General features: G+C 55.1%; 20 protein-coding genes and 3 pseudogenes. 16 read left to right on the forward strand and 7 right to left on the reverse strand.

Going from position 1 to position 19405, the window contains the following annotated elements; translation table 11 throughout:
- The first annotated feature begins 4 nt into the window (after nt 1-4).
- The 8 genes from mdcA (at nt 5) to mdcH (ending at nt 7073) form a co-directional block, all read left to right on the forward strand.
- A complete protein-coding gene (gene mdcA / locus GSQ70_RS22295; RefSeq protein ID WP_158784555.1) occupies nt 5-1663 on the forward strand; it encodes a malonate decarboxylase subunit alpha in 1659 nt (552 codons plus the stop codon).
- Complete coding sequence (locus tag GSQ70_RS22300) at nt 1663-2523, forward strand: triphosphoribosyl-dephospho-CoA synthase (protein WP_158784556.1); 861 nt, start codon at nt 1663-1665, stop codon at nt 2521-2523. The genes mdcA and GSQ70_RS22300 overlap by 1 nt, the downstream gene beginning before the upstream one ends.
- A 9-nt stretch (nt 2524-2532) precedes the next feature.
- Nucleotides 2533-2832, forward strand: coding sequence for a malonate decarboxylase acyl carrier protein (gene mdcC / locus GSQ70_RS22305; protein WP_158784557.1), 300 nt, complete (start codon nt 2533-2535; stop codon nt 2830-2832).
- Complete coding sequence (locus GSQ70_RS22310) at nt 2825-3658, forward strand: biotin-independent malonate decarboxylase subunit beta (RefSeq protein ID WP_158784558.1); 834 nt, start codon at nt 2825-2827, stop codon at nt 3656-3658. The genes mdcC and GSQ70_RS22310 overlap by 8 nt, the downstream gene beginning before the upstream one ends.
- Nucleotides 3655-4455, forward strand: a complete 801-nt coding sequence (gene mdcE / locus GSQ70_RS22315) for a biotin-independent malonate decarboxylase subunit gamma (RefSeq protein WP_158784559.1) — start codon at nt 3655-3657, stop codon at nt 4453-4455. The genes GSQ70_RS22310 and mdcE overlap by 4 nt, the downstream gene beginning before the upstream one ends.
- A gap of 137 nt (nt 4456-4592) precedes the next feature.
- Nucleotides 4593-5552 (forward strand): AEC family transporter, encoded by a 960-nt coding sequence (locus GSQ70_RS22320; RefSeq protein WP_158784560.1) that lies wholly within the window; start codon nt 4593-4595, stop codon nt 5550-5552.
- 1 nt (nt 5553) lies between these two features.
- Complete coding sequence (locus GSQ70_RS22325; RefSeq protein WP_158784561.1) at nt 5554-6171, forward strand: malonate decarboxylase holo-ACP synthase; 618 nt, start codon at nt 5554-5556, stop codon at nt 6169-6171.
- Nucleotides 6168-7073: a malonate decarboxylase subunit epsilon gene (mdcH, locus tag GSQ70_RS22330; protein ID WP_158784562.1), complete on the forward strand. Its 906-nt coding sequence runs from the start codon at nt 6168-6170 to the stop codon at nt 7071-7073. Before GSQ70_RS22325 ends, mdcH begins: the two co-directional genes overlap by 4 nt.
- On the opposite strand, the gene GSQ70_RS22335 is transcribed toward mdcH, so the two are convergent.
- A complete protein-coding gene (locus GSQ70_RS22335; protein ID WP_158784563.1) occupies nt 7048-7986 on the reverse strand; it encodes a LysR family transcriptional regulator in 939 nt (312 codons plus the stop codon). The genes mdcH and GSQ70_RS22335 overlap by 26 nt on opposite strands.
- 111 nt (nt 7987-8097) lie before the next feature.
- Between GSQ70_RS22335 and GSQ70_RS22340 the strand changes: the two genes are divergently transcribed.
- The 3 genes from GSQ70_RS22340 to GSQ70_RS22350 all read left to right on the forward strand — a co-directional run bounded on the left by GSQ70_RS22340 (nt 8098) and on the right by GSQ70_RS22350 (nt 11393).
- On the forward strand, nt 8098-8301 hold the full coding sequence (locus GSQ70_RS22340) for a hypothetical protein (protein WP_158784564.1): 204 nt from the start codon (nt 8098-8100) through the stop codon (nt 8299-8301).
- Between the two features lie 96 nt (nt 8302-8397).
- The gene (locus tag GSQ70_RS22345; protein WP_158784565.1) at nt 8398-9621 is read left to right on the forward strand and encodes a cupin domain-containing protein; all 1224 of its coding nucleotides are present in this window, start codon (nt 8398-8400) and stop codon (nt 9619-9621) included.
- Nucleotides 9622-10115: 494 nt separating this feature from the next.
- Nucleotides 10116-11393 (forward strand): phosphatase PAP2 family protein, encoded by a 1278-nt coding sequence (locus GSQ70_RS22350; RefSeq protein WP_158784566.1) that lies wholly within the window; start codon nt 10116-10118, stop codon nt 11391-11393.
- A 259-nt stretch (nt 11394-11652) separates the two neighbouring features.
- Here the strand turns inward: GSQ70_RS22350 and GSQ70_RS22355 are convergent.
- A pseudogene (locus tag GSQ70_RS22355) lies at nt 11653-11853 on the reverse strand (AbgT family transporter); the annotation flags it as partial.
- 52 nt (nt 11854-11905) lie between these two features.
- On the opposite strand from GSQ70_RS22355, the pseudogene GSQ70_RS22360 reads away from it, so the two are divergent.
- The 5 genes and pseudogenes from GSQ70_RS22360 to GSQ70_RS22380 form a co-directional block, all read left to right on the forward strand.
- Nucleotides 11906-12291, forward strand: a pseudogene (locus GSQ70_RS22360) (LysR substrate-binding domain-containing protein); the annotation flags it as partial.
- A 108-nt stretch (nt 12292-12399) separates the two neighbouring features.
- Complete coding sequence (locus GSQ70_RS22365) at nt 12400-12900, forward strand: GNAT family N-acetyltransferase (protein ID WP_233268441.1); 501 nt, start codon at nt 12400-12402, stop codon at nt 12898-12900.
- A gap of 379 nt (nt 12901-13279) precedes the next feature.
- Complete coding sequence (locus GSQ70_RS22370; RefSeq protein WP_158784568.1) at nt 13280-14008, forward strand: gluconate 2-dehydrogenase subunit 3 family protein; 729 nt, start codon at nt 13280-13282, stop codon at nt 14006-14008.
- 2 nt (nt 14009-14010) lie between these two features.
- Nucleotides 14011-15789 carry a GMC family oxidoreductase gene (locus tag GSQ70_RS22375; RefSeq protein WP_158784569.1) on the forward strand — a complete coding sequence of 593 codons (1779 nt, stop codon included), beginning with the start codon at nt 14011-14013 and terminating at the stop codon, nt 15787-15789.
- An 11-nt stretch (nt 15790-15800) separates the two neighbouring features.
- Nucleotides 15801-17132: a cytochrome c gene (locus GSQ70_RS22380; protein ID WP_158784570.1), complete on the forward strand. Its 1332-nt coding sequence runs from the start codon at nt 15801-15803 to the stop codon at nt 17130-17132.
- 132 nt (nt 17133-17264) lie between these two features.
- On the opposite strand, the gene GSQ70_RS22385 is transcribed toward GSQ70_RS22380, so the two are convergent.
- The 5 genes and pseudogenes from GSQ70_RS22385 to GSQ70_RS22405 all read right to left on the reverse strand — a co-directional run bounded on the left by GSQ70_RS22385 (nt 17265) and on the right by GSQ70_RS22405 (nt 19242).
- Complete coding sequence (locus GSQ70_RS22385; protein WP_158784571.1) at nt 17265-17690, reverse strand: hypothetical protein; 426 nt, start codon at nt 17688-17690, stop codon at nt 17265-17267.
- A gap of 2 nt (nt 17691-17692) precedes the next feature.
- Nucleotides 17693-18163: a hypothetical protein gene (locus GSQ70_RS22390; protein ID WP_158784572.1), complete on the reverse strand. Its 471-nt coding sequence runs from the start codon at nt 18161-18163 to the stop codon at nt 17693-17695.
- A pseudogene (locus tag GSQ70_RS22395) lies at nt 18160-18351 on the reverse strand (tyrosine-type recombinase/integrase); the annotation flags it as partial. The pseudogene GSQ70_RS22395 and the gene GSQ70_RS22390, both read right to left, overlap by 4 nt.
- 128 nt (nt 18352-18479) lie before the next feature.
- The gene (locus GSQ70_RS22400) at nt 18480-18746 is read right to left on the reverse strand and encodes a hypothetical protein (protein WP_158784573.1); all 267 of its coding nucleotides are present in this window, start codon (nt 18744-18746) and stop codon (nt 18480-18482) included.
- A complete protein-coding gene (locus GSQ70_RS22405) occupies nt 18715-19242 on the reverse strand; it encodes a DUF2778 domain-containing protein (RefSeq protein WP_158784574.1) in 528 nt (175 codons plus the stop codon). Before GSQ70_RS22405 ends, GSQ70_RS22400 begins: the two co-directional genes overlap by 32 nt.
- Nucleotides 19243-19405: the final 163 nt, after the last annotated feature.

A 19405-nucleotide genomic window follows, 5' to 3' on the forward strand; every position in this document is an offset into this window, starting at 1 on the left:
GAAAATGTTGCCTGGACAACAAACGTCCGCCCGCGTCTGGGACACTCGCAGGAGTGAAAAAAGGCGCCGCATTGATGCTCTCGGCATTAATGGGAAAGTGCTGCCAACCGACGATCTGGTTGGCATGCTGGAGAAGCTGATTGCTCCTGGCGATCGGGTGGTGATGGAAGGGAACAACCAGAAGCAGGCCGATTTTCTTTCGCGCTCGCTGGCGGAAGTTAATCCGGAAATCGTTCACGATTTGCATATGATCATGCCCAGCGTCGGGCGCAGCGAACACCTGGATATTTTTGAAAAGGGTATCGCCCGCAAGCTGGACTTCTCCTTCTCCGGGCCGCAGAGCCTGCGTATCTCTCAGCTGCTTGAGGATGGCCGATTAGAAATCGGCGCGATACATACTTACATCGAACTCTACTCCCGTCTGTATGTTGACCTGGCGCCGAACGTGGCACTGATTGCCGGTTTCAAAGCTGATCGCAAGGGCAATCTCTACACCGGTGCCAGTACCGAAGACACCCCGGCGCTGGTCGAGGCCGCCTCATTCCATGACGGTATCGTCATTGCTCAGGTCAATGAACTGGTTGATGACGAAAACGATCTGCCGCGCGTCGATATTCCCGGTTCGTGGATTGATTTCGTGGTGGTGGCCGATAAACCGTTCTTTATCGAACCGCTGTTTACCCGCGATCCCCGCCTGATCAAACAGGAACATATCCTGATGGCGATGCTGGCGATCAAAGGGATCTACGCTGAACACCAGGTCCAGTCGCTGAATCACGGTATCGGCTTCAACACTGCCGCCATTGAGCTGCTGCTGCCAACCTACGGCGAACAGCTGGGCCTGAAAGGCAAAATCTGTAAACACTGGACCCTTAACCCGCACCCAACCCTGATCCCCGCCATTGAAAGCGGCTGGGTGGAAAGCGTGCACTGCTTCGGCGGTGAGCTGGGCATGGAAAACTATGTTGCTGCCCGTCCGGACGTGTTCTTCACCGGTGCCGACGGCTCAATGCGTTCGAACCGCGCCTTCTGTCAGATGGCCGGGCAGTATGCGGTGGATATGTTTATCGGTTCCACCCTGCAGGTCGATGGCCTGGCGAACTCCTCCACCGTAACCCGTGGCCGTCTTTCCGGCTTCGGCGGCGCGCCAAATATGGGACACGATCCGCACGGTCGTCGTCATGCCACCCCGGCGTGGCTGGCAATGATCAACGAGCCGGATCCCCTGGCCCGTGGCCGCAAGCTGGTGGTGCAGATGGTGGAGACCTTCCAGGGCGGCGCGAAACCAACCTTCGTCGAAAACCTTGAAGCCGTGGACGTGGCGAAAGCCTCAGGCATGCCTCTGGCCCCGGTCATGATTTACGGCGATGACGTGACCCACGTGCTGACCGAAGAGGGCATTGCCTATCTCTACCGCGCTAAAACTCTGGAAGAGCGCCGGGCGATGGTGGCGGCAGTCGCCGGGATCACCGATATCGGACTGGGCGTGGATGCGAAGCGCGTGGCTGAACTGCGCCGCGAGGGCAAAGTGGCCTTCCCGGAAGATCTGGGTATCCGTCGCACCGAAGCCAACCGCTCTCTGCTGGCAGCGGGCAGCGTGGCTGATCTGGTTGAATGGTCAGGCGGCCTGTACAACCCACCGGCTAAATTCCGGAGCTGGTAATGACCAGACAACCGCAACTCTCACTGAGCAGCATTGAACTCAGGGCACATAAGCTGGCAGATCTTGCCACGCGCTGTCTGATCGATGAGGCGCGGCTCAGCCCGAAACCGGGTCTGGTGGATGCCAGGGGAAGCGGGGCGCATCAGGATTTGACGCTGGCGCTGATGGAACGGTCGGCTCGCAGCCTGACTCCCACTTTTCACGCACTGGCGCTGAACAGCTGGAATCGCCCGGCCGACGTGGCGCTTCGCCAGCAGGTTGGGCGGCTGGGGCGGGAAGGCGAGCAGCAGATGATGCAGGCAACGGGTGGGGTGAATACCCATCGCGGGGCTATCTGGGCGATGGGGTTGCTGGTCAGCGCCAGTGCCATGCTGGTCGGTGAAGGCGATGCTCAGCAGGTTGCGCAGACCGCAGCCCGGCTGGCAAACCTGCCGGACGATGCCGCGCCTAAATCATTCAGTAAAGGCCTGCGGGCCACGCAGCGTTACCGGGTTCCCGGCGCACGCGAAGAGGCGCAGCAGGGATTTCCGCACATCATTCAACTGGCACTGCCGCAACTGTGCCGCAGCCGGGAAGCCGGAGCGGGCGATACGGAAGCTCAGTTGGATGCGCTGATGGCAATCATGACTTCGCTGAGCGATACCTGCGTGCTGTCCCGCGCCGGGCTTGAAGGGCTGACTGTCATGCAAAACGGTGCACGGGCCGTGCTGGTTGGCGGCGGTGTACAGCATGCGGAAGGTCGCCAGGCACTGGCTGCGCTGGATGCCCGCATGCTCTCGCTGAATGCCTCTCCCGGTGGCGCTGCCGATCTGCTGGCCGCCACGCTGTTTTTAGACCGCTCAAGTCGTCTCACATTTTAAGAGGACGTTATGGAACAGATTACTTTTTCCCTTCCGGCCACGCGCCAGCTCAGCGGTAAAGCGCTGGCGGGCGTAGTCGGCTCAGGTGATATGGAGGTGCTGTTTGTGGCCGGTTCCGGCCAGCAGCTGACCGTGAATCTCACTACTTCAGTGGATAACAGCAACAAACGCTGGCAGGCCCTGTTTGATCGCCTGAGTGCCTTCTCCGGCCTGCCTGCGGGTCAGATGACCATCCACGATTTTGGCGCGACGCCTGGCGTGGCGCGTATCCGCATTGAGCAGGTATTTGAGGAGGCTGACAATGCGTAACGACAGCAGTTTTATCGAGCTTAAAGCCCGTGAGCGTGCTCATCTGCTGCTGGATGAGGGCAGCTACCGTGAACTGCTCGATCCCTTCGAAGGCATCATGTCGCCGTGGCTGGGTGCGCAGGGCATTGTGCCGCAGTCCGATGACGGTATGGTCGTCGCCAAAGGCACCATCAATGGCCAGCCCGCAGTAGTGGTAGCGATTGAAGGCTCGTTCCAGGGCGGCAGTATGGGCGAAGTATCCGGCGCGAAAATGGCGGCGGCACTGGAGCTGGCGGCAGAAGATAACCGCAACGGCATTCCGACTCAGGCGGTTCTTTGCCTGGAGACCGGCGGCGTGCGTCTGCAGGAAGCTAACCTCGGCCTGGCAGCGATTGCCGATATTCATGCGGCGATTGTCGACCTGCGCCGTTATACGCCTGTGATCGGCATTATCGCCGGTACCGTCGGTTGCTTCGGTGGCATGTCGATTGCGGCTGCGCTGTGCAGCTATCTGATCGTCACCCGTGAAGCGCGTCTGGGCCTCAATGGCCCCCAGGTTATCGAGCAGGAAGCGGGCATTGAAGAGTATGACTCCCGCGACCGGCCATTTATCTGGAGCATGACCGGTGGCGAAACCCGTTATCGCAGTGGGCTGGTCGATACGCTGGTGCCGGACGGTGTCAAAGCGGTGAAACAGGCGATGAATGACGCGATCGCCAAAGGCGTACCTGAAGCGCATCGTTCCGACCGGTACGACTATTTCCTGCCGCGCCTGAGCCAGTTCAACACAGAAAAACAGGCTGATGCGCAGCAAATCTCACAGATTTATCCGGAGGATCGCTCATGAGCCAGAGCATCAGTCGTGGTGAGCAATGGCTGAGCCTGCTTACCAATAACGCCAGCCGTTTGCCGGGCCTGTGTCCTTCGGTGCAGGTCGCGGATGCGGAACTGGGTGGTGAAAGCGCGCGGTTTATCGCCGTGGTACCGGATGCCCACAACCATTACCCTCGCGCGGCAAAAGGGGAAGTGGGCCTGCTGGAGGGCTGGACGCTGGCCAAAGTGGTGAATGAAACCATCGCTGAAGACGCCGGTAAGAGTCAAAAGCGGGCGATCGTGGCGGTTATTGATGTGCCGAGCCAGGCCTACGGTCGCCGGGAAGAAGCCTTTGGCATTCATCAGGCGCTGGCCGGTGCGGCAGGGGCTTATGCCAATGCCCGCCTGGCCGGTCATCCGGTGATCGGGTTGATCGTCGGTAAAGCGATGTCCGGAGCGTTTCTGGCCCATGGCTATCAGGCGAACCGGCTGATCGCCTTTAACGACAAAGGCGTAATGATCCACGCGATGGGTAAAGAGGCTGCGGCCCGTATCACCCTGCGCAGCGTTGAGTCGCTGGAACAGCTGGCAAAAACTATTCCGCCTATGGCTTACGACATCGATAACTACCGTTCGCTGGGCCTGCTGGAAGATCTGCTGAATGTCGCCGATCCCGATGCGCCCTCGGCAGAAGACCTGTCCACCGTGCAGCAGACGCTGGTGAAAGCCGTCAGCACTGCCCGCCGCGATCCCTCCCTGAAAAATCGTCTGCAGGGGGAGAACAGAAAAAGCTCTGCACTGGTTCGCGAGAAAATGCGCGCAGCCTGGTAACACCGTTTCGATAAAAAAAGACAGACCTGCAGGCGACTTATTGAGCACGCTCCGGCGTGCTCTTCAACACCAGCCTTAATAAAAATATAACCATCGCGCCTGTGCTAATTGTCCTTTAACTTTTACAGGTGGTATTTATGACTTACGTGATAGTTCATGCTCTTGCCCCGATTTTCGTGATTATGCTGCTCGGTTTCTACGCCGGGAAAGCGAAAATGGTAGATAACCAAAACGTCTCTTTGCTGAATATTTTTGTGATGGATTTTGCTTTACCGGCGGCGCTGTTTTCCGCCACCGTCCAGACGCCATGGGTCGGTATTGTTGAACAGACGCCGCTGATCCTGGTACTGGTGTTGTCAATGTGGATTGCCTATGCGGGCATTTACTTTATCTGTACCAACGTCTTCAAAAAGTCCCCGCAGGATGCGGCAGTGCTGACTCTTACCGTGTCGCTGCCTAACTATGCGGCGCTGGGACTGCCGATCCTGGGCAGCGTACTGGGAGAAGGACCGGGCACTTCGCTCTCCGTTGCGGTGTCGATTGCCTGTGGCTCGGTGTTAATGACGCCATTCTGTCTGCTGATCCTGGAGCGTGAGAAAGCGCGAGCTGCGGGTGGCGAACAGAAATCCAGCGTGGCGATGTTGCCGGTGCTGATGTGGCGCTCGGTGACGAAACCTATCGTCTGGGGTCCATTGCTTGGCGTGGTATTGTCGGCTCTGGGTATCCATATGCCTGAGATGCTGCTGTCGACCATCAAACCGCTGGGTCTGGCGGCGACCGCGGCTGCCCTGTTCCTGACCGGATTGATCCTGTCTGCCCGCCAGCTGAAAATTAACAGCGCGGTAATCGTTGCCAGTATCACCAAGCTGCTGATCCAGCCGTTTATCGCCTGGGGTATCGTGCTGGCTCTGGGGCTGCATGGTTCTCTGGCCATCACTTCTATCCTGATGATTGCGCTGGCCGCTGGTTTCTTTGGCGTGGTGTTTGGTAACCGTTTTGGTGTCCAGTCGCCGGATGCCGAAGCGACCTTACTGATCACTTCCGTTCTGAGTATCATTACCCTGCCGCTCTTCATTTCATTAACTTCAGGGATGTAACATGCAACAGGCTTTCCGCGCACACGATTTGTTATGGCTGACCTCCGCCGACCGCCTGCAGGGCGATCTGCCGGAGTGGGTGGCCAGCCAGTGGCAATCGGCTTATCCGCTGGTGGTCCGGCGTGACAGTGATGCCGGAGGCCGTATTCCTGTTGGCGTGCGTGGGCTGCGACGCGATCAGCGTGCGGCGGCGTGGGTGGATGCTTCCGCTGTGCGCTGCCACACGGCCCCGGAGGAGTTGAGCCGCAATGAAGTTTTACTGCGCTCGCCTTTCGTTTCACTGCCGCCGGTGCAGTCAGCGATTCAGCTGGCAGCGCACTCCTGGCCCTGGCAGTGGGGTATCACTGGCAGCGTCGGCTATGCGCTGGCGACTGAAGTGCCGGTGATGCATGCCGACAGCGATCTGGATCTGCTGATCCGCTGTGACAGGCCAGTTTCCGGGGAAGATCTGGGACGCTGGCAGCAGCTTAGCCAGCGCCTGTTGTGCCGGGTGGATACGCAGGTGGAGACGCCACAGGGCGCATTTGCGCTGGCGGAATGGCTGCGGGACGGGCGGGTCATGCTAAAAACCAACCACGGGCCTTGTCTGACGTCCACGCCCTGGGAGGAACCCGCATGAAAATTTTACTGACTTTTCCCGGTCAGGGGCCGCAGCGGCCAGGCATGTTGCAGGATTTACCTGACGGGGAAGCTATTCTGCGCGAAGCCAGCGAAGTGCTGGGAGAAGCCGCCGACCGGCTGGATACGCCTGACGCATTGCGCCACACGCGGGCAGTGCAGCTTTGTCTGCTGATTGCCGGGGTGGCACATGCCCGCGCATTGCAGGCGCAGGGGCTGGAACCGGATATGACCAGCGGCCTGTCGATTGGCGCTTATCCGGCGGCAGTGGTGGCCGGAGCGCTGGACTTTGATGATGCGCTCCGGCTGGTGGCTCTACGCGGTGAGCTGATGGAGCAGGCTTATCCGCAGGGCTACGGCCTGACCGCGATTATCGGCCTGTCGCTGAACCAGCTGGAGCCGCTGCTGGGCAATGACAGCTGGATAGCCAATATCAACGCCGAGCGGCAGCTGGTGATTGCGGGCAGTGAGGCGGCGATGAAAGCCGTGGCGGATAAAGCGCTGGAAGCAGGGGCGCAAAAGGCTCACCGGCTGGCGGTCAGCGTGCCTTCACATTGTGAGCTGCTGGCAGAACCGGCGGCAAAACTGGCCGAAGCCTTTAAAGGCGTGACGCTTAAGCGCCCGCGCTGTGCCTGGCTGAGTGGCAGCAGCGGCCGGGTGCTGTGGCAGCCGGAGCAGATTGCTGATGATCTGGCTTATAACATGTCGCGCACCGTGCGCTGGCACGAGGCGATGGTGGCAGCCAACGAGCGGGAAGTGCGACTGGCGATAGAGATGCCGCCCGGATCGGTGCTGACGGGTCTGACCCGCCAGGCTTTCACCGCCGGAGAAGTGCTGTCACTGGAACAGGGTGGCAGCCAGCTGGCCCTGACGCTGGCTAGCCGTCTGCGGAGTCAGCGCTGAGCCGCTGGCGGCTGTACATCCTGCCCTCTGCCACCAGCGCCAGCAGGTTGGGATCGTGCTCGCGGTTGCGCTCAAAAACAATCGCCAGCGCCTGCCGCATCTGATACTGCGGTGCCAGCTTAAGCAGCTGAACAGCATTCTCGTAAACGCTTTTCATCCTGCCCGGGATCAGCGTCAGCCCGACGCCCGCCTGCACCAGGCTGAGCAGCGAGAAAATATCGTTTACCTGCATCTCAATATCTGGCTCAAATCCGGCGATGTTGAAGGCCTCTTTGAACCCCTGGTAGGTGGCAAAACCCTCAGCCAGCGAGACAAACTTATGCTGACGGAAGTCGCGCAGATCGGCCAGCGCCTGCATATCAAGCTCATAAGAGGCCGGAGCAGCCAGGAAAATATCATCTTCAAACAGGGGCAACACTTCATAGCGGTTCAGATCGATCTCCCCCTCGCTCACCGAAATCAGGATCGCATCCAGAAAACCCTCATCCAGCTTGGCCAGCAGCGTCTGGTTGGAGCCCATTGTCAGCTCAAGTTCCAGATCCGGACGGCGTAGCTTCATGCCCATAATCAGCTGCGGCACGGTGCGCAGCGTCAGTGAGTAGAGTGTTCCCAGCCGGATGCGTCCCTGACCGATCCCCGCCGTTTTCCTTGTCTCTTCAATCCCACGGGACATCACGTCCATCGCTTCCTGACTATATTCGCACAGGGTATGCGCGGCAGGCAGCGGTACCAGATTTCTTCCCTGATGGATAAACAGCGGGCAGCGGACATTTTCCTCAAGTGTGTGCAGTGCGCGGTGCACGCTGACTGTGCTGATCCCCAGCGCTTCGGCAGTGCGGGCAATATTACCCCGCTGCATAAAAGCCATAAAAATGTGCAGTTTGCGGAAAGTTATGTCCAAATCGAACTTCATCAGTCTGACCTGTTTTGAGTCTGGCGAAAAAGGAATTTTACCTGCTTCTGCGATGCCGGGTTAAGGGATTGAGGCTCAAAGGCAGCAGAAGGGGCTGAGCTGTAAGCATATATGTTATTTGTTCAGGCCCGGTTAATAAAAGAATTTGATGGCGAAGCGGCTGGAGTGAAGTTTGCTTCTGCAAAACAGGCTGGATGCAGCTTGTCCATACCCTTTTTAGGGGTAAAAGTGCAGTTTTTTATAAACATTTCTGAAGTAATGATGAAAGTTATTGATGGTTTTCTTTTTACATTTCAGCTTTATTCCAGTGCGTGACGAGAGTGATGAACTTTTATTGTGTAGTTATTCTTATTTGTCACCGCTGATCACTGCGGTGGTTTTATCTGATAACCCTACACAAGGAAGCTCAAAATGAATCCAATAACTCGCCGCAGTTTTATGGCGTTTGCTGCCGGTGGAACGGTAGCACTGGCTGCTGGCAAGGTTCACGCGCATGACCAGACGGTAGTGGCTCAGCCCTGGACGGGCAAAATGGGCGGCAGCGATCCGGGGCCGAACGATCCGCTGCGGCAGGGCGAAAACCCGGACATCGTCAACCCTCCTTCCACTGACAGCGGCACCTTGCCAAATCTGCGTTTCTCCTACAGTGATTCCCACGTCCGTAAAGGCTCTGGTGGCTGGACGAGGCAGATTACCGAACGTGAGCTGGGCGTGTCGAAAAGCATTGCTGGCGTGAATATGCGTCTGAACACTGGCGGTATTCGCGAGTTGCACTGGCATAAAGAGGGCGAGTGGGCTTACATGCTTTACGGTAAGGCGCGTATTACCGCGCTGGACGTCGACGGAAACTGGTTTGTTGATGATGTGGGCGTGGGCGATCTGTGGTACTTCCCGTCGGGTGTGCCGCACTCCATTCAGGGATTGGGGCCGGATGGCTGTGAGTTCCTGCTGGCCTTTGACAGTGGCAGTTTTGATGAGGACAGCACCTTCCTGCTGAGCGACTGGTTTAAGCATGTGCCACCTGACGTGCTGGCGAAAAACTTCGGCGTGCCGGCAGAGACGTTCAGCAAGCTGCCATCCCCGGCCGACGAATATATTTTTGCCGCCAATGCCCCTGGCGCCCTGAGTGACGATGCGATAGCAGGCGCTACACGTTCCTCCATGGCGTTCAGCCACCGGATGATGGCGCAAAAGCCGATTACCCTGAAAGGCGGCACGGTGCGCATTACCGATTCATCAACCTTCAAAGCGTCGAAAACCATCGCCGCCGCGCTGGTGGAGTTGCAGCCTGGCGCGATGCGTGAACTGCACTGGCATCCCAACACCGACGAGTGGCAATACTATCTTGAAGGCGAAGGCCGGATGGGGGTGTTTGCCTCTTCCGGACAGGCAAGGACATTTGATTTCCGCGCCGGGGATGTCGGCTACGTACCGTTTGCGATGGGGCATTATGTGGAAAACACCGGTAATAAGCCGCTGCGCTTTCTCGAACTGTTCAAAAGCAGTTATTACGCCGATATCTCCCTTAATCAGTGGCTGGCCTCCACGCCGCCGGAGTTGGTGCGCCAGCACCTGCATCTCGACGATACTTTTATGAATGCGCTGGATAAGACTAAAAAGCCGATCGTGGGATAAGTTATTCGTTGCTGATAGTTTGATATTTTTCAGAAGGAGAGAGTCTGATATCTCCTTCTATTTTTCATTTCATGTTTTTTACATGATTATCATCGCACTGAAATACATCATTATGAATGCCTTCGTTAATTTTAACGAAGTTTGATTGGATCGCTTACTCAAGTGATAAAACTCACAGTATAAATAACAGGGTGCAAAATATTCTGGTTCAGTTTGAAGGGGGGAAGGTAAAGTCCAATGCCACTTCGATGGGCATTTTAGCTATCAGTATGAGCTGATCCGCGCCACGCGCGCACGCCAGGTAGTGGCTGCTTTTGTCTCGCCTTATGAGGTACAGGAAATGGCGGCGCGCGCTTCGGCAGTGTTGAGCTGAAACAGCGAAATTAAGTTCTGGCGCTATTTGGTAACAAAGTATGCATTGTCTTATTTCTGTCATACTTGTCTTCCAGCATGACTGCAGTTACTTAACCCCCTCAGTTTTATAAGGAACGGCAATGCGCCCTCGTTACACTCTGCTGGCCGCCGCGCTGCTGGTCAGCCAGCTGGCCCAGGCAAAAACGGCCACTGTCTCACTGGATCACATCCGCGCTATCGTGAATACAACCACGCCAGCCAGCGATAACGCAGAGTTTGTGGCGTTTGATGCCGCGATTCAGCAGTCCCTGATCAACGCCCTGAAAGGGGATGCCAGCACGCTGACGCGCGACCAGGTTGAAGAGACCAAACAGAGCAAAACGCTGGCCGATAAAAAGTGGCTGAAAGAGAGCAACTATGATTTCGGTAAAAAAGAGAACCAGCAGGCGGGTATCAAACTGCTTAATTCTTTCCCGACATTGCCAAAAACGACTGTCGCCGCCAGCCTGAAAACGGTGGAAGACGTAAACCTGAACGCCACTCAGGGCCAGCGTATGCAGGCGCTGATCGATGCTGAAGGGCAGAATCATCTGTTCTTCCTCGCCGATGCGCTGGGGCCAAACCTGGGTCAGGCATTCCTGAATGCCTACAACAAAGGTGAAATCGGCAAAGCCGCTGCGCTGATCAAAGCCAGCGAAGTGAGCACCAGCGTGGCGAAGAAAGAGTTCAACAACCCGCGCCCGTTCCTGATCCCTGGCAACACCATCCACTTTGTGCCTGACACGGCGGTGGTTAAGGATAACGTTCCTTATAAAGCGACTGAAGGCTCTTACCCGAGCGGCCACACCAATACCGCTTATACCGATGCCCTGTTGCTGGGTGAGATGTTGCCAGAGCGCTTTGTGCCGCTGGTCGATCGCGCTGCCCGCTACGGCTACTCGCGTATGGTGCTGGGCGTGCACTACCCGATTGACCTGATGGGATCGCGAATGGTGGCGCAGCGTAACGTTGCCCATTATCTGAACGATCCTGCTTACCGTAAGCTGTTCGTCGAGGCCCGTCAGCAGCTGCGCGACGCGCTGGAAAAAGAGTGTGGTTCTTCCCTGCAAGCTTGTGCTAAACCGCAGGGCGCAGCCGATCCGTACACGGCTCCGCAGATGAAGACCTTCTACCGCTACACCATGAGCTACAACCTGCCGCAGGAAAAAGTGAAGCAGGTTCCGGTAGTGGCGCCGGAAGGCGCGGAAGTGCTGCTGAAAAGCGTATTGCCACATCTGAGCGATGCGCAGCGTCGTCACCTGATGGTATCGACCGCGCTGGCGGGGGGTTATCCGCTCTCTGGCAACACGCCTGAGCAGAATTTCTGGCAGCGGCTGGATCTTTCTGCTGCGGCCAGCGCCGGTCATCACGGTAGCTAAAGGTCTATTTGCCTTTTGCTGCAGGCTGCGACGAAGTTCAACGCTCGGGGGGGAGCTAAGACCCTGTCTTTGCCTTTTGTTTCAGGCAGCGACTTACCCCAAAGCTCGGGTAGCACAGGGTGGGAATAAAGCGTCTCGTGTCACGGATGGCACGAGTCCGGCTGCCACCGAGGGCGCTTTTGGCGTCCTTACGGGCAACCTGCGCCAGCACTTTGCTATCGCCAGCACGCTGTTAAAACTTCCCCACGCCAGAACTTTATTATGATGGCATCCCCGGATACACCCCCGGCCCAATCGGCAGCCCAAGTGCATACCACGCCAGCAGCAGCAGGATCCACACGCTGAAGAACACCAGCGGATAGGGGATAATCAGCACGTAGTAAGTGCCGAGCTGCGCATCTTTACGGTAACGCTGCAGAAATCCGAGGAACAGCGGCAGAAAGGGCGACATCACCACCAGTGCGGCATCGGATGATATATGGCTGAAGAAGGCAATAAACAGCACCATATAGCTGGCGGAGCTGTTGCACTGCGACTGGACCATGCCAACGCCCAAAGGCAGTTACTATCGCCTGTTGCACGAGCTGTTCACCGACATGGGCATGGCTCCGGCCATCAGCGTCACCTGCGAAACGTTTATGGCCTGCACCAGTCTGGTGGCGCAGAGCGATTTTATCAGCATCCTGTCGCTCGATGTGATTTCCGATCCCATTCTTGGCAATCAGCTGATGCCTTTGAACATTAAAGAAAAAATGCTGAAGGCCACTTTCTATCTGATTCAGCGCAAGGGCACCACGCTTACGCCAATGGGGCACACCTTGCGAGGCTGTTTCGGATGCACTGCCGCGGCGTTAAATTTCCGCTCAGTGAAGGAAGCTTGCGCGTTACTGGGGATTAAAAAACCGTAATTTAGCTGCTAAAGTGAAAACACCTTTGGGAATTTTAAGGGCCATTTTATGCCACAAACAGTGCGGTTAATTGCCACCGAACAGCTGGAACGGAACTTATGAGCATGGACTATGTTTCACTGGCGCGTTATCAGCCGCGCTTTCAGTCGGGCGTGGTGGCGTTAATTCTGCCGATCCAGAACGCAGAATTTGGCATCGAAATCAGCGCGGAGCAGCAACCGGATCTCAGCGATATCGGAAACTTTTACCAGTCCGGCAGCGGCGATTTCTGGCTGGCGCTGAATGGTGATCGGGTGGTGGGTTGTATCGGCCTGAAGGATATCGGTAACCGGCAGGCAGCACTGCGTAAAATGTTTGTGGCCGAAGCGTGGCGGGGCAGGGATAAAGGCGTGGCTAATGCCCTGCTGAACACGCTGCTGGGCCATGCCTCTCAGCAGAAACTCAGCGATATTTTTCTGGGGACCACCAGTAAATTTCTGGCGGCGCATCGCTTTTATGAGAAAAATGGTTTTCAGGAAGTGCAACCGGACACATTGCCTGCGGCATTCCCGTTAATGAAGGTCGACAGCAAGTTTTACCGGCTCTCCCTGCCAGTCTGATTTTCAGGCCGCTGATTGCTGCGGCCTGACTTCTCCCTCGCGCCGGCATTCCCTCTCTTTCTGCATCTTTATTTCCCCCGGGCTTTAAAAGGCGATTTAAGCCAAATACCAGTCGATCCGTTATACAAAAAAAGCATAAAGAGCACTTTTTGAAAATAACTCTATTTTTCAACTGGTTGAATCGATTCTACAGAATGTAAAGTGCTGTAAATCTACCATACCAGAAACATAAGTTAACATTTTTAACTTGCGAGTCACTTCTCCATAAAATCGTTAACGGTTATTTTATCAACGACCTTTTAGTTAGCAATAAAACAATTACTAAAGTAACTATTGTGTCGGGATCTTCTCCCGGTACGCTTGCACTGGAAATGTCGTCATGGAAAAAAAAACCGATCAGCAGGTGCCTTCGCGAAGGCGTTTCCTGCAGAAAACCCTGTCGCTGATCCCCCTCGCAGCGGCCGGAGGCAGCACCGTTGTCGCGCTCTCAGCGCCAGCCGCTGAGCCGCAGTCTGAGGGCGTCTCCGCCCATTATGTTCCCACCTATTTCAACAATGATGAATGGCGCTTTATTCTGGCCGCCTGCGATCGACTTATTCCCACTGACAGCAACGGCCCCGGTGCGGTGAGTGAGGGCGTACCGGTCTATATCGACAAACAGATGGAGCTGCCTTATGGCTATGGCCATCTGTGGTATATGCACCCGCCGTTTGCCAGTGCCATCCCGGAACTGGGTTACCAGTCCAGCCTTGTCCCGCGCGAAACCTATCGTCAGGGGATCAAAGCGATTAATCAGCACTGCCAGCAGCAGTTTCAGAAGGTGTTTGCCGACCTGAGCGCTGACCAGCAGGAAACCGTGCTGCATGAACTGGATGGCGGCAAGCTCACCTTTGCTAACGTGCCTGGCAAACTGTTCTTCGAACAGCTGCTGGAAAACACCAAAGAGGGCTACCTTGCCGATCCGATGCACGGCGGTAATCAGACGCTGGCCTCCTGGAAAATGATTGGCTTCCCTGGCGCACGCGCCGACTTCCAGGATCAAATGGACCATCCTAACCAGCCTTATCCGCTGGGACCGGTGAGTATTTCAGGCAAACGGAGCGTTTAATCATGGCAGTAATTAAAAAAGATCCCGTTGATATGGTGATCGTTGGCTTCGGCTGGACCGGATCCCTGATGGCAATGGAACTGGCAAGCACCGGGCTGAAGATTCTGTCGCTTGAGCGTGGCGAGCAGCGTGATACTTACCCTGATTTTGCTTACCCGCGTAATACCGACGAACTGACTTATGGCATCCGCCTGAAGCTGTTCCAGAATGCGGCGAGAGAGACCGTGACGGTTCGCCACAAGACGGCCGACACGGCAATGCCTTATCGTCGCTTTGGCTCTTTTCTCCCTGGCGATGGTGTTGGCGGTGCTGGTGTGCACTGGAACGGCATGCTGTGGCGTCCGCTTGAGGCGGATTTGAAAATGCGTAGCACGGTGATTGAGAAGTATGGCGAAGGCTTTATCCCGCAGGATATGACCGTGCAGGATTACCCGTTCACCTACGCCGAAATGGAGCCGTACTTCGACAAATTTGAGAAAATTTGCGGGGCTTCAGGGGATGTCGGTAACCTCAAAGGCGAAAAGGTGGCAGGGGGAAATCCTTTTGAAGCTCCGCGTCAGGACGCCTATCCAACCAAAGCACAGAAGCGCCAGTATGGTGGCGAGCTGTTTGCGCAGGCCGCAGAAAGTCTGGGATATCATCCGTTTACCGAGCCTGCAGCGATCTGTACGGAATCCTATACCAACTCGTACGGCGTTCAGCTGGGTGTCTGTAACTACTGCGGTTTCTGCGAGCGTTTCGGCTGCTTTAACTACTCGAAAGCGTCGCCACAAAGTACGGTGCTGCCAGCGCTCAATCAGTTTAAGAATTTCGAGTTACGCACTCAGTCCCAGGTGATCCGTGTAAACACGGATTCTACCGGTACCAAAGCCACTGGTGTGACTTACATCGATGCACAGGGGCAGGAAATTGAACAGCCTGCTTCCATCGTGGTGTTAAGCACTTTCCAGCTGAATAACGTTCGTTTGCTGCTGCTGTCCAAAATTGGTAAGCCGTACGATCCGTTAACCGGCGAAGGGGTGGTGGGGAAAAACTATGCCTACCAGATGAATGGCGGTATTAAACTCTTCTTTAACAAAGATAAAATATTTAATCCCTTTGCCGCGACCGGAGCCACCTCGGTGTTTATGGATGACTTCAACGCGGAAAACTTCGACCACGGCAGCCTGGGCTTTGTCGGTGGGGCGACCATTTCGGCCACCACCACCGGTGGCAGACCGATCCAGCAGATTAGCACGCCGAAATCGGCACCACGCTGGGGATCGGGCTGGAAGCAGGCGATCAAGGATAACTATCTGCACACGATGGGGGTGGGTTCTTCTGGTTCGGTGATGCCTTACAAACAGTGCTATCTCGATCTCGACCCAACCTATCGCGATGTCCACGGTCAGCCGCTGCTGCGGATGACTTTTGACTGGCAGCAGAACGAACTGAAGATGACCAATTTCATCAAGGAGAAGGCGGAAGGGATCGTGAAGGCGATCGCGCCTGCTCATTACGAAGTGGGCTTTATGGGAATGAATGCGCACTACGACGTGCGGCCTTATCAGTCCACGCATACCACCGGCGGCGCGATCATGGGCGACAACCCGAAAAACAGTGTGGTTAACAAGTACCTGCAAAGCTGGGATGTGCCAAATGTGTTTGTGTTGGGAGCCTGCTGCTTCCCTCAGAACCTGGCGTATAACCCGACCGGGATCGTGGGGGCGACGGCGCTGTTTGCAGCCAACGCCATTCGTACGCAGTATCTGGCCAACCCCGGCCCGCTGGTTCAGGCTTAGCAGGTGAAATCATGATCAAACATTCTGGATGGTTAACTTCTTTGCTGTTTGCCGGTCTGGCTTCGGCCACGGTTCCTGCGCTTGCTGCGACGGCGACTGCTCCTGCGACAGAGGCTCCGGTCAGTCGTGGGCATTATCTGGCTCAGGCCGGAGATTGTGCGGCCTGCCACACGGCTGCCGGTGGTGCCAGCTTTGCCGGTGGGCTGAAGATGTCGACGCCGGTCGGGGACATCTATTCCACCAATATCACGCCTGATAAGCAGACCGGCATCGGTGATTACACCTATGACGACTTTGCCAGAGCGGTGCGTGGAGGGGTGGCAAAGGATGGCCACCGGCTGTACCCGGCGATGCCTTATACCTCATTTGCGAAAGTGAATGATGAAGATATGCACGCGCTTTACGACTACTTCATGAAGGAAGTTCCTGCGGTTAATCAACCCGACCGCGACAGTGATATTCCGTGGCCGCTGAATATGCGCTGGCCGCTGATGGTGTGGGACTGGGCGTTTCATGATGATAAGCCTTTCCAGCCGGACAGCAGCCAGAGCGCGGAGTGGAATCGGGGCGCGTATCTGGTTCAGGGGCTGGAGCACTGCGGCACCTGTCATACGCCACGCGGGATCGGCTATCAGGAAAAAGCGCTGGATCAGAAAGACGCCGCTTACCTTACCGGCGGCACGCTGGAAGGCTGGCATGCGCCGGATCTGACCGGTAATCAGAAGGAAGGGATTGGCAGCTGGTCGCAGCAGGATGTGGTCAGCTTCCTGAAAACGGGCTGGACCGCCAACACCGCAGCATTTGGTTCGATGACGGATGTGATAGAGCACAGTACCCAGCATCTCAGCGAGCAGGATCTGAACGCGATGGCGATATACCTGAAAAGCCTGAAGCCATCCGATCCACAGGTTCAGGCCCCAAAAGCCGATGAGGCGACCAAAGTTGCCCTGGTGAAAGGGGATATGAGCAAGCCGGGCGCGCAGGTGTATATGGATAACTGTGCCGCCTGTCACCGTACGGATGGGAAAGGCTACAGCCACACCTTCCCGGCGCTGGCGCATAACCCGGTACTGTTGAGTGAGGATCCCTCTTCGCTGATCAGTATTGTGCTGCGGGGTGGGAAAGCGGCGGTCACGCATCAGGCCGTCACCGGCCTGACCATGCCGGACTTTGGCTGGCGTCTGGATGACCAGCAGGTGGCGGATCTGTCAACCTTCGTTCGCAGCAGCTGGGGTAACAACGCGCCAGCGGTTACTGCAGATCAGGTGAAGAAGCTGCGCTCAACGATCTCGACCGTTGAGCGCAAGGATCCGGATAAGCAGGATAAACCGCAGGAACACTAATAAGCAAAAAGGAGGCGAGGGCCTCCTTTTTAATGTCTATAAAACAATAGGTTAAAGTTGAATAAGTGACTTGTGTGGTCATTGAACCTCATCGAAAATCCTTAAAAAAAAGCGGTTGGGTCAAAATGTGGATCACACTTTGAGGACGGCAACTTTTAGAAACCACAAGATTATTGCCGTCAGGGCTGGTACAAGTAGTGTCCAGATAATCCTGTTATTGATACTGTCTATTTTAGTATTCAGGCGGCTTTCACTGGCTGAGATCTCTTTCACAAGATCAGCGCGTGTTAAAGCGTTTTCAGTTCTTAATATTTCAAGATCCGCTTTAGTGGCAAAATGCGCTGAGCGTTCAATCAACGCTTCAAGGGCTGATTTGCTGGCAAAATTTTGTGATCGTTCAGTTAGGGTAGCCATATCAACCTTGATTTGGTGGGTGTCTTTCTCCAGCTGTTCTACCTTTTTAATTATTCCGTCCATCCCGTCTCCTCCTCCTCCTGTGCCGTTATCTTTGCCAGAGTGCTTGAACAGGGGCACGATGTTTTCAGAATTATGATCCATTGTTATTCTTCCTTCAATCCTTGTTTCTGTTCATGCCAGGCGACAACTGACATTGCCCGGTAATGTGTCATCAGGCCGCAATTTTGACAGTGTGCTATAAACTGGGCATTCCAGACTTTTAGTTCTTTGTCACAGTCGATGCGTGAGTATGTTACAAAACGGTCAAGACCCCCCATAATAACCTTGCCTTTTTCCTCAGTAGGTAGTGATGAAAAGTAATCTGGCTTTTCAATCGCACGCTTTCGTGATTTATGGGTTTCGGGGATAAAGATGTCTGTAGAGCCACAACTCAGGCATTGCTGGCTTGCCCCTCTTTCGATAAGAAATTCAGAAAGTATCTCAGGTGTGATTTGCTTTAAGCGTCTTTCTTCTTGCTCTTGGAATGCTAAACGGCTGTTTCTGGCTGCCTCATTCAGTTTGTCGATTTTGGCTTGAGCCATTTCCAATAATCGTTTTTCTTCTTCGTCCGTCATAAGCGCTCCAGAGGATTAAATTTAACCGCGTCACTCAGATAGTCAGGCGCGAAGTGCGCATACACCATAGTTTGCTGAATGTTGCTGTGACCCATAATTTTTTGTAGTGCCAAAATGTTGCCTCCGTTCATCATAAAATGGCTGGCGAAAGTGTGCCTCAATACGTGTGTTGCCTGACCCGCTGGCAGGTGGCCGCTCTTGATCATGAACTTTGTGATAACTGTTATCACCTTTTCTTCACGTCACTTCGCTAACGATACGACGACAACGACCAGGGAACCAAAGCCAGAGGGCCAGCCACAGAGCTGGCTTTTTTTCAGTCCGGTTTTTTATTCATGCGCTTTTCAAGCATCCTGATAATCAGCTGGTATGACAGAAGGGTAAAGATGGCATCGGTTATCAGTAGTGCAAGCCCGATAAATCCTTCCACATCGGGATCGCCAAAGCTGTTTGCTGTTGTATTCCAGAATTCATACTCTGCGGCTGTCATAGGATTTGAAGGGCGAAATAGTAAGAAGAACAGGACGAAAACCACTCCGCCGGTCAGTATTTTAAATGCCACTGGGACACGTTTCGCTTCCATTCAACGTAACCTCAATAATGCCATAAGAAAGCAAGCCGTTTGCCAGTTTAAGTTGCTGCGTCGCTATGAGCGACTGACGAATTGTTGTGAAGTCTGCACGGTGTTGTAAGGTGATGCATCCCAGAGAAACACCAGCAGGGCCGGGAGGGTGAAGCCGAAAGTTTCCCCGCTCAACGCCGTTGATCCAGGTTTGATCATCAATTCTTCCATCCTCACGATAAAGGGCAAACCATTCAGCTTTTATAGTTGGCGTTGGCGTGACCCATGTCCAGGAGTACTTTGCTATGTTACGCAAAACGCCCCTTGCGCCGCCTGTTGGGCGATCCACAATGAAATATCGGCCTGGTGGAATAGGTCCAAGGCTGGGAACCCCTATACATCCGCCACGGTTCCGGTATGCATCTTTTCCGGAGTAAGCAAGAAACGTCCCGACGCCATATATACTCAGCGGTGAAAAATCAGCATCGTTGACTACAAACTTCCCTTGTAAAGCCATATATCGATCCTTCAGTAACATTATAATCCACAGGTAATATGTGGTTGTCAGTGGCGTCTGTAAACCAAAAAAAGCCCCATTGCTGGGAATTTTTTTCTTAGCGTGATCAATATGCGAATGCATAAACAATAAAGTTAATAATTATCAGTGTGTTACAGGCAAT

The organism is Pantoea sp. BAV 3049 (assembly GCF_009765445.1).
Classification (GTDB): Bacteria; Pseudomonadota; Gammaproteobacteria; order Enterobacterales; family Enterobacteriaceae; genus Erwinia.

Bases quoted from the DNA above. Each gene is read 5' to 3' on its own strand.
- mdcA (WP_158784555.1), top strand. From the start codon at position 5: ATGTTGCCTGGACAACAAACGTCCGCCCGCGTCTGGGACACTCGCAGG.
- GSQ70_RS22300 (WP_158784556.1), top strand. From the start codon at position 1,663: ATGACCAGACAACCGCAACTCTCACTGAGCAGCATTGAACTCAGGGCA.
- mdcC (WP_158784557.1), top strand. From the start codon at position 2,533: ATGGAACAGATTACTTTTTCCCTTCCGGCCACGCGCCAGCTCAGCGGT.
- GSQ70_RS22310 (WP_158784558.1), top strand. From the start codon at position 2,825: ATGCGTAACGACAGCAGTTTTATCGAGCTTAAAGCCCGTGAGCGTGCT.
- mdcE (WP_158784559.1), top strand. From the start codon at position 3,655: ATGAGCCAGAGCATCAGTCGTGGTGAGCAATGGCTGAGCCTGCTTACC.
- GSQ70_RS22320 (WP_158784560.1), top strand. From the start codon at position 4,593: ATGACTTACGTGATAGTTCATGCTCTTGCCCCGATTTTCGTGATTATG.
- GSQ70_RS22325 (WP_158784561.1), top strand. From the start codon at position 5,554: ATGCAACAGGCTTTCCGCGCACACGATTTGTTATGGCTGACCTCCGCC.
- mdcH (WP_158784562.1), top strand. From the start codon at position 6,168: ATGAAAATTTTACTGACTTTTCCCGGTCAGGGGCCGCAGCGGCCAGGC.
- GSQ70_RS22335 (WP_158784563.1), bottom strand. From the start codon at position 7,986: ATGAAGTTCGATTTGGACATAACTTTCCGCAAACTGCACATTTTTATG.
- GSQ70_RS22340 (WP_158784564.1), top strand. From the start codon at position 8,098: ATGTTATTTGTTCAGGCCCGGTTAATAAAAGAATTTGATGGCGAAGCG.
- GSQ70_RS22345 (WP_158784565.1), top strand. From the start codon at position 8,398: ATGAATCCAATAACTCGCCGCAGTTTTATGGCGTTTGCTGCCGGTGGA.
- GSQ70_RS22350 (WP_158784566.1), top strand. From the start codon at position 10,116: ATGCGCCCTCGTTACACTCTGCTGGCCGCCGCGCTGCTGGTCAGCCAG.
- GSQ70_RS22365 (WP_233268441.1), top strand. From the start codon at position 12,400: ATGAGCATGGACTATGTTTCACTGGCGCGTTATCAGCCGCGCTTTCAG.
- GSQ70_RS22370 (WP_158784568.1), top strand. From the start codon at position 13,280: ATGGAAAAAAAAACCGATCAGCAGGTGCCTTCGCGAAGGCGTTTCCTG.
- GSQ70_RS22375 (WP_158784569.1), top strand. From the start codon at position 14,011: ATGGCAGTAATTAAAAAAGATCCCGTTGATATGGTGATCGTTGGCTTC.
- GSQ70_RS22380 (WP_158784570.1), top strand. From the start codon at position 15,801: ATGATCAAACATTCTGGATGGTTAACTTCTTTGCTGTTTGCCGGTCTG.
- GSQ70_RS22385 (WP_158784571.1), bottom strand. From the start codon at position 17,690: ATGGATCATAATTCTGAAAACATCGTGCCCCTGTTCAAGCACTCTGGC.
- GSQ70_RS22390 (WP_158784572.1), bottom strand. From the start codon at position 18,163: ATGACGGACGAAGAAGAAAAACGATTATTGGAAATGGCTCAAGCCAAA.
- GSQ70_RS22400 (WP_158784573.1), bottom strand. From the start codon at position 18,746: ATGGAAGCGAAACGTGTCCCAGTGGCATTTAAAATACTGACCGGCGGA.
- GSQ70_RS22405 (WP_158784574.1), bottom strand. From the start codon at position 19,242: ATGGCTTTACAAGGGAAGTTTGTAGTCAACGATGCTGATTTTTCACCG.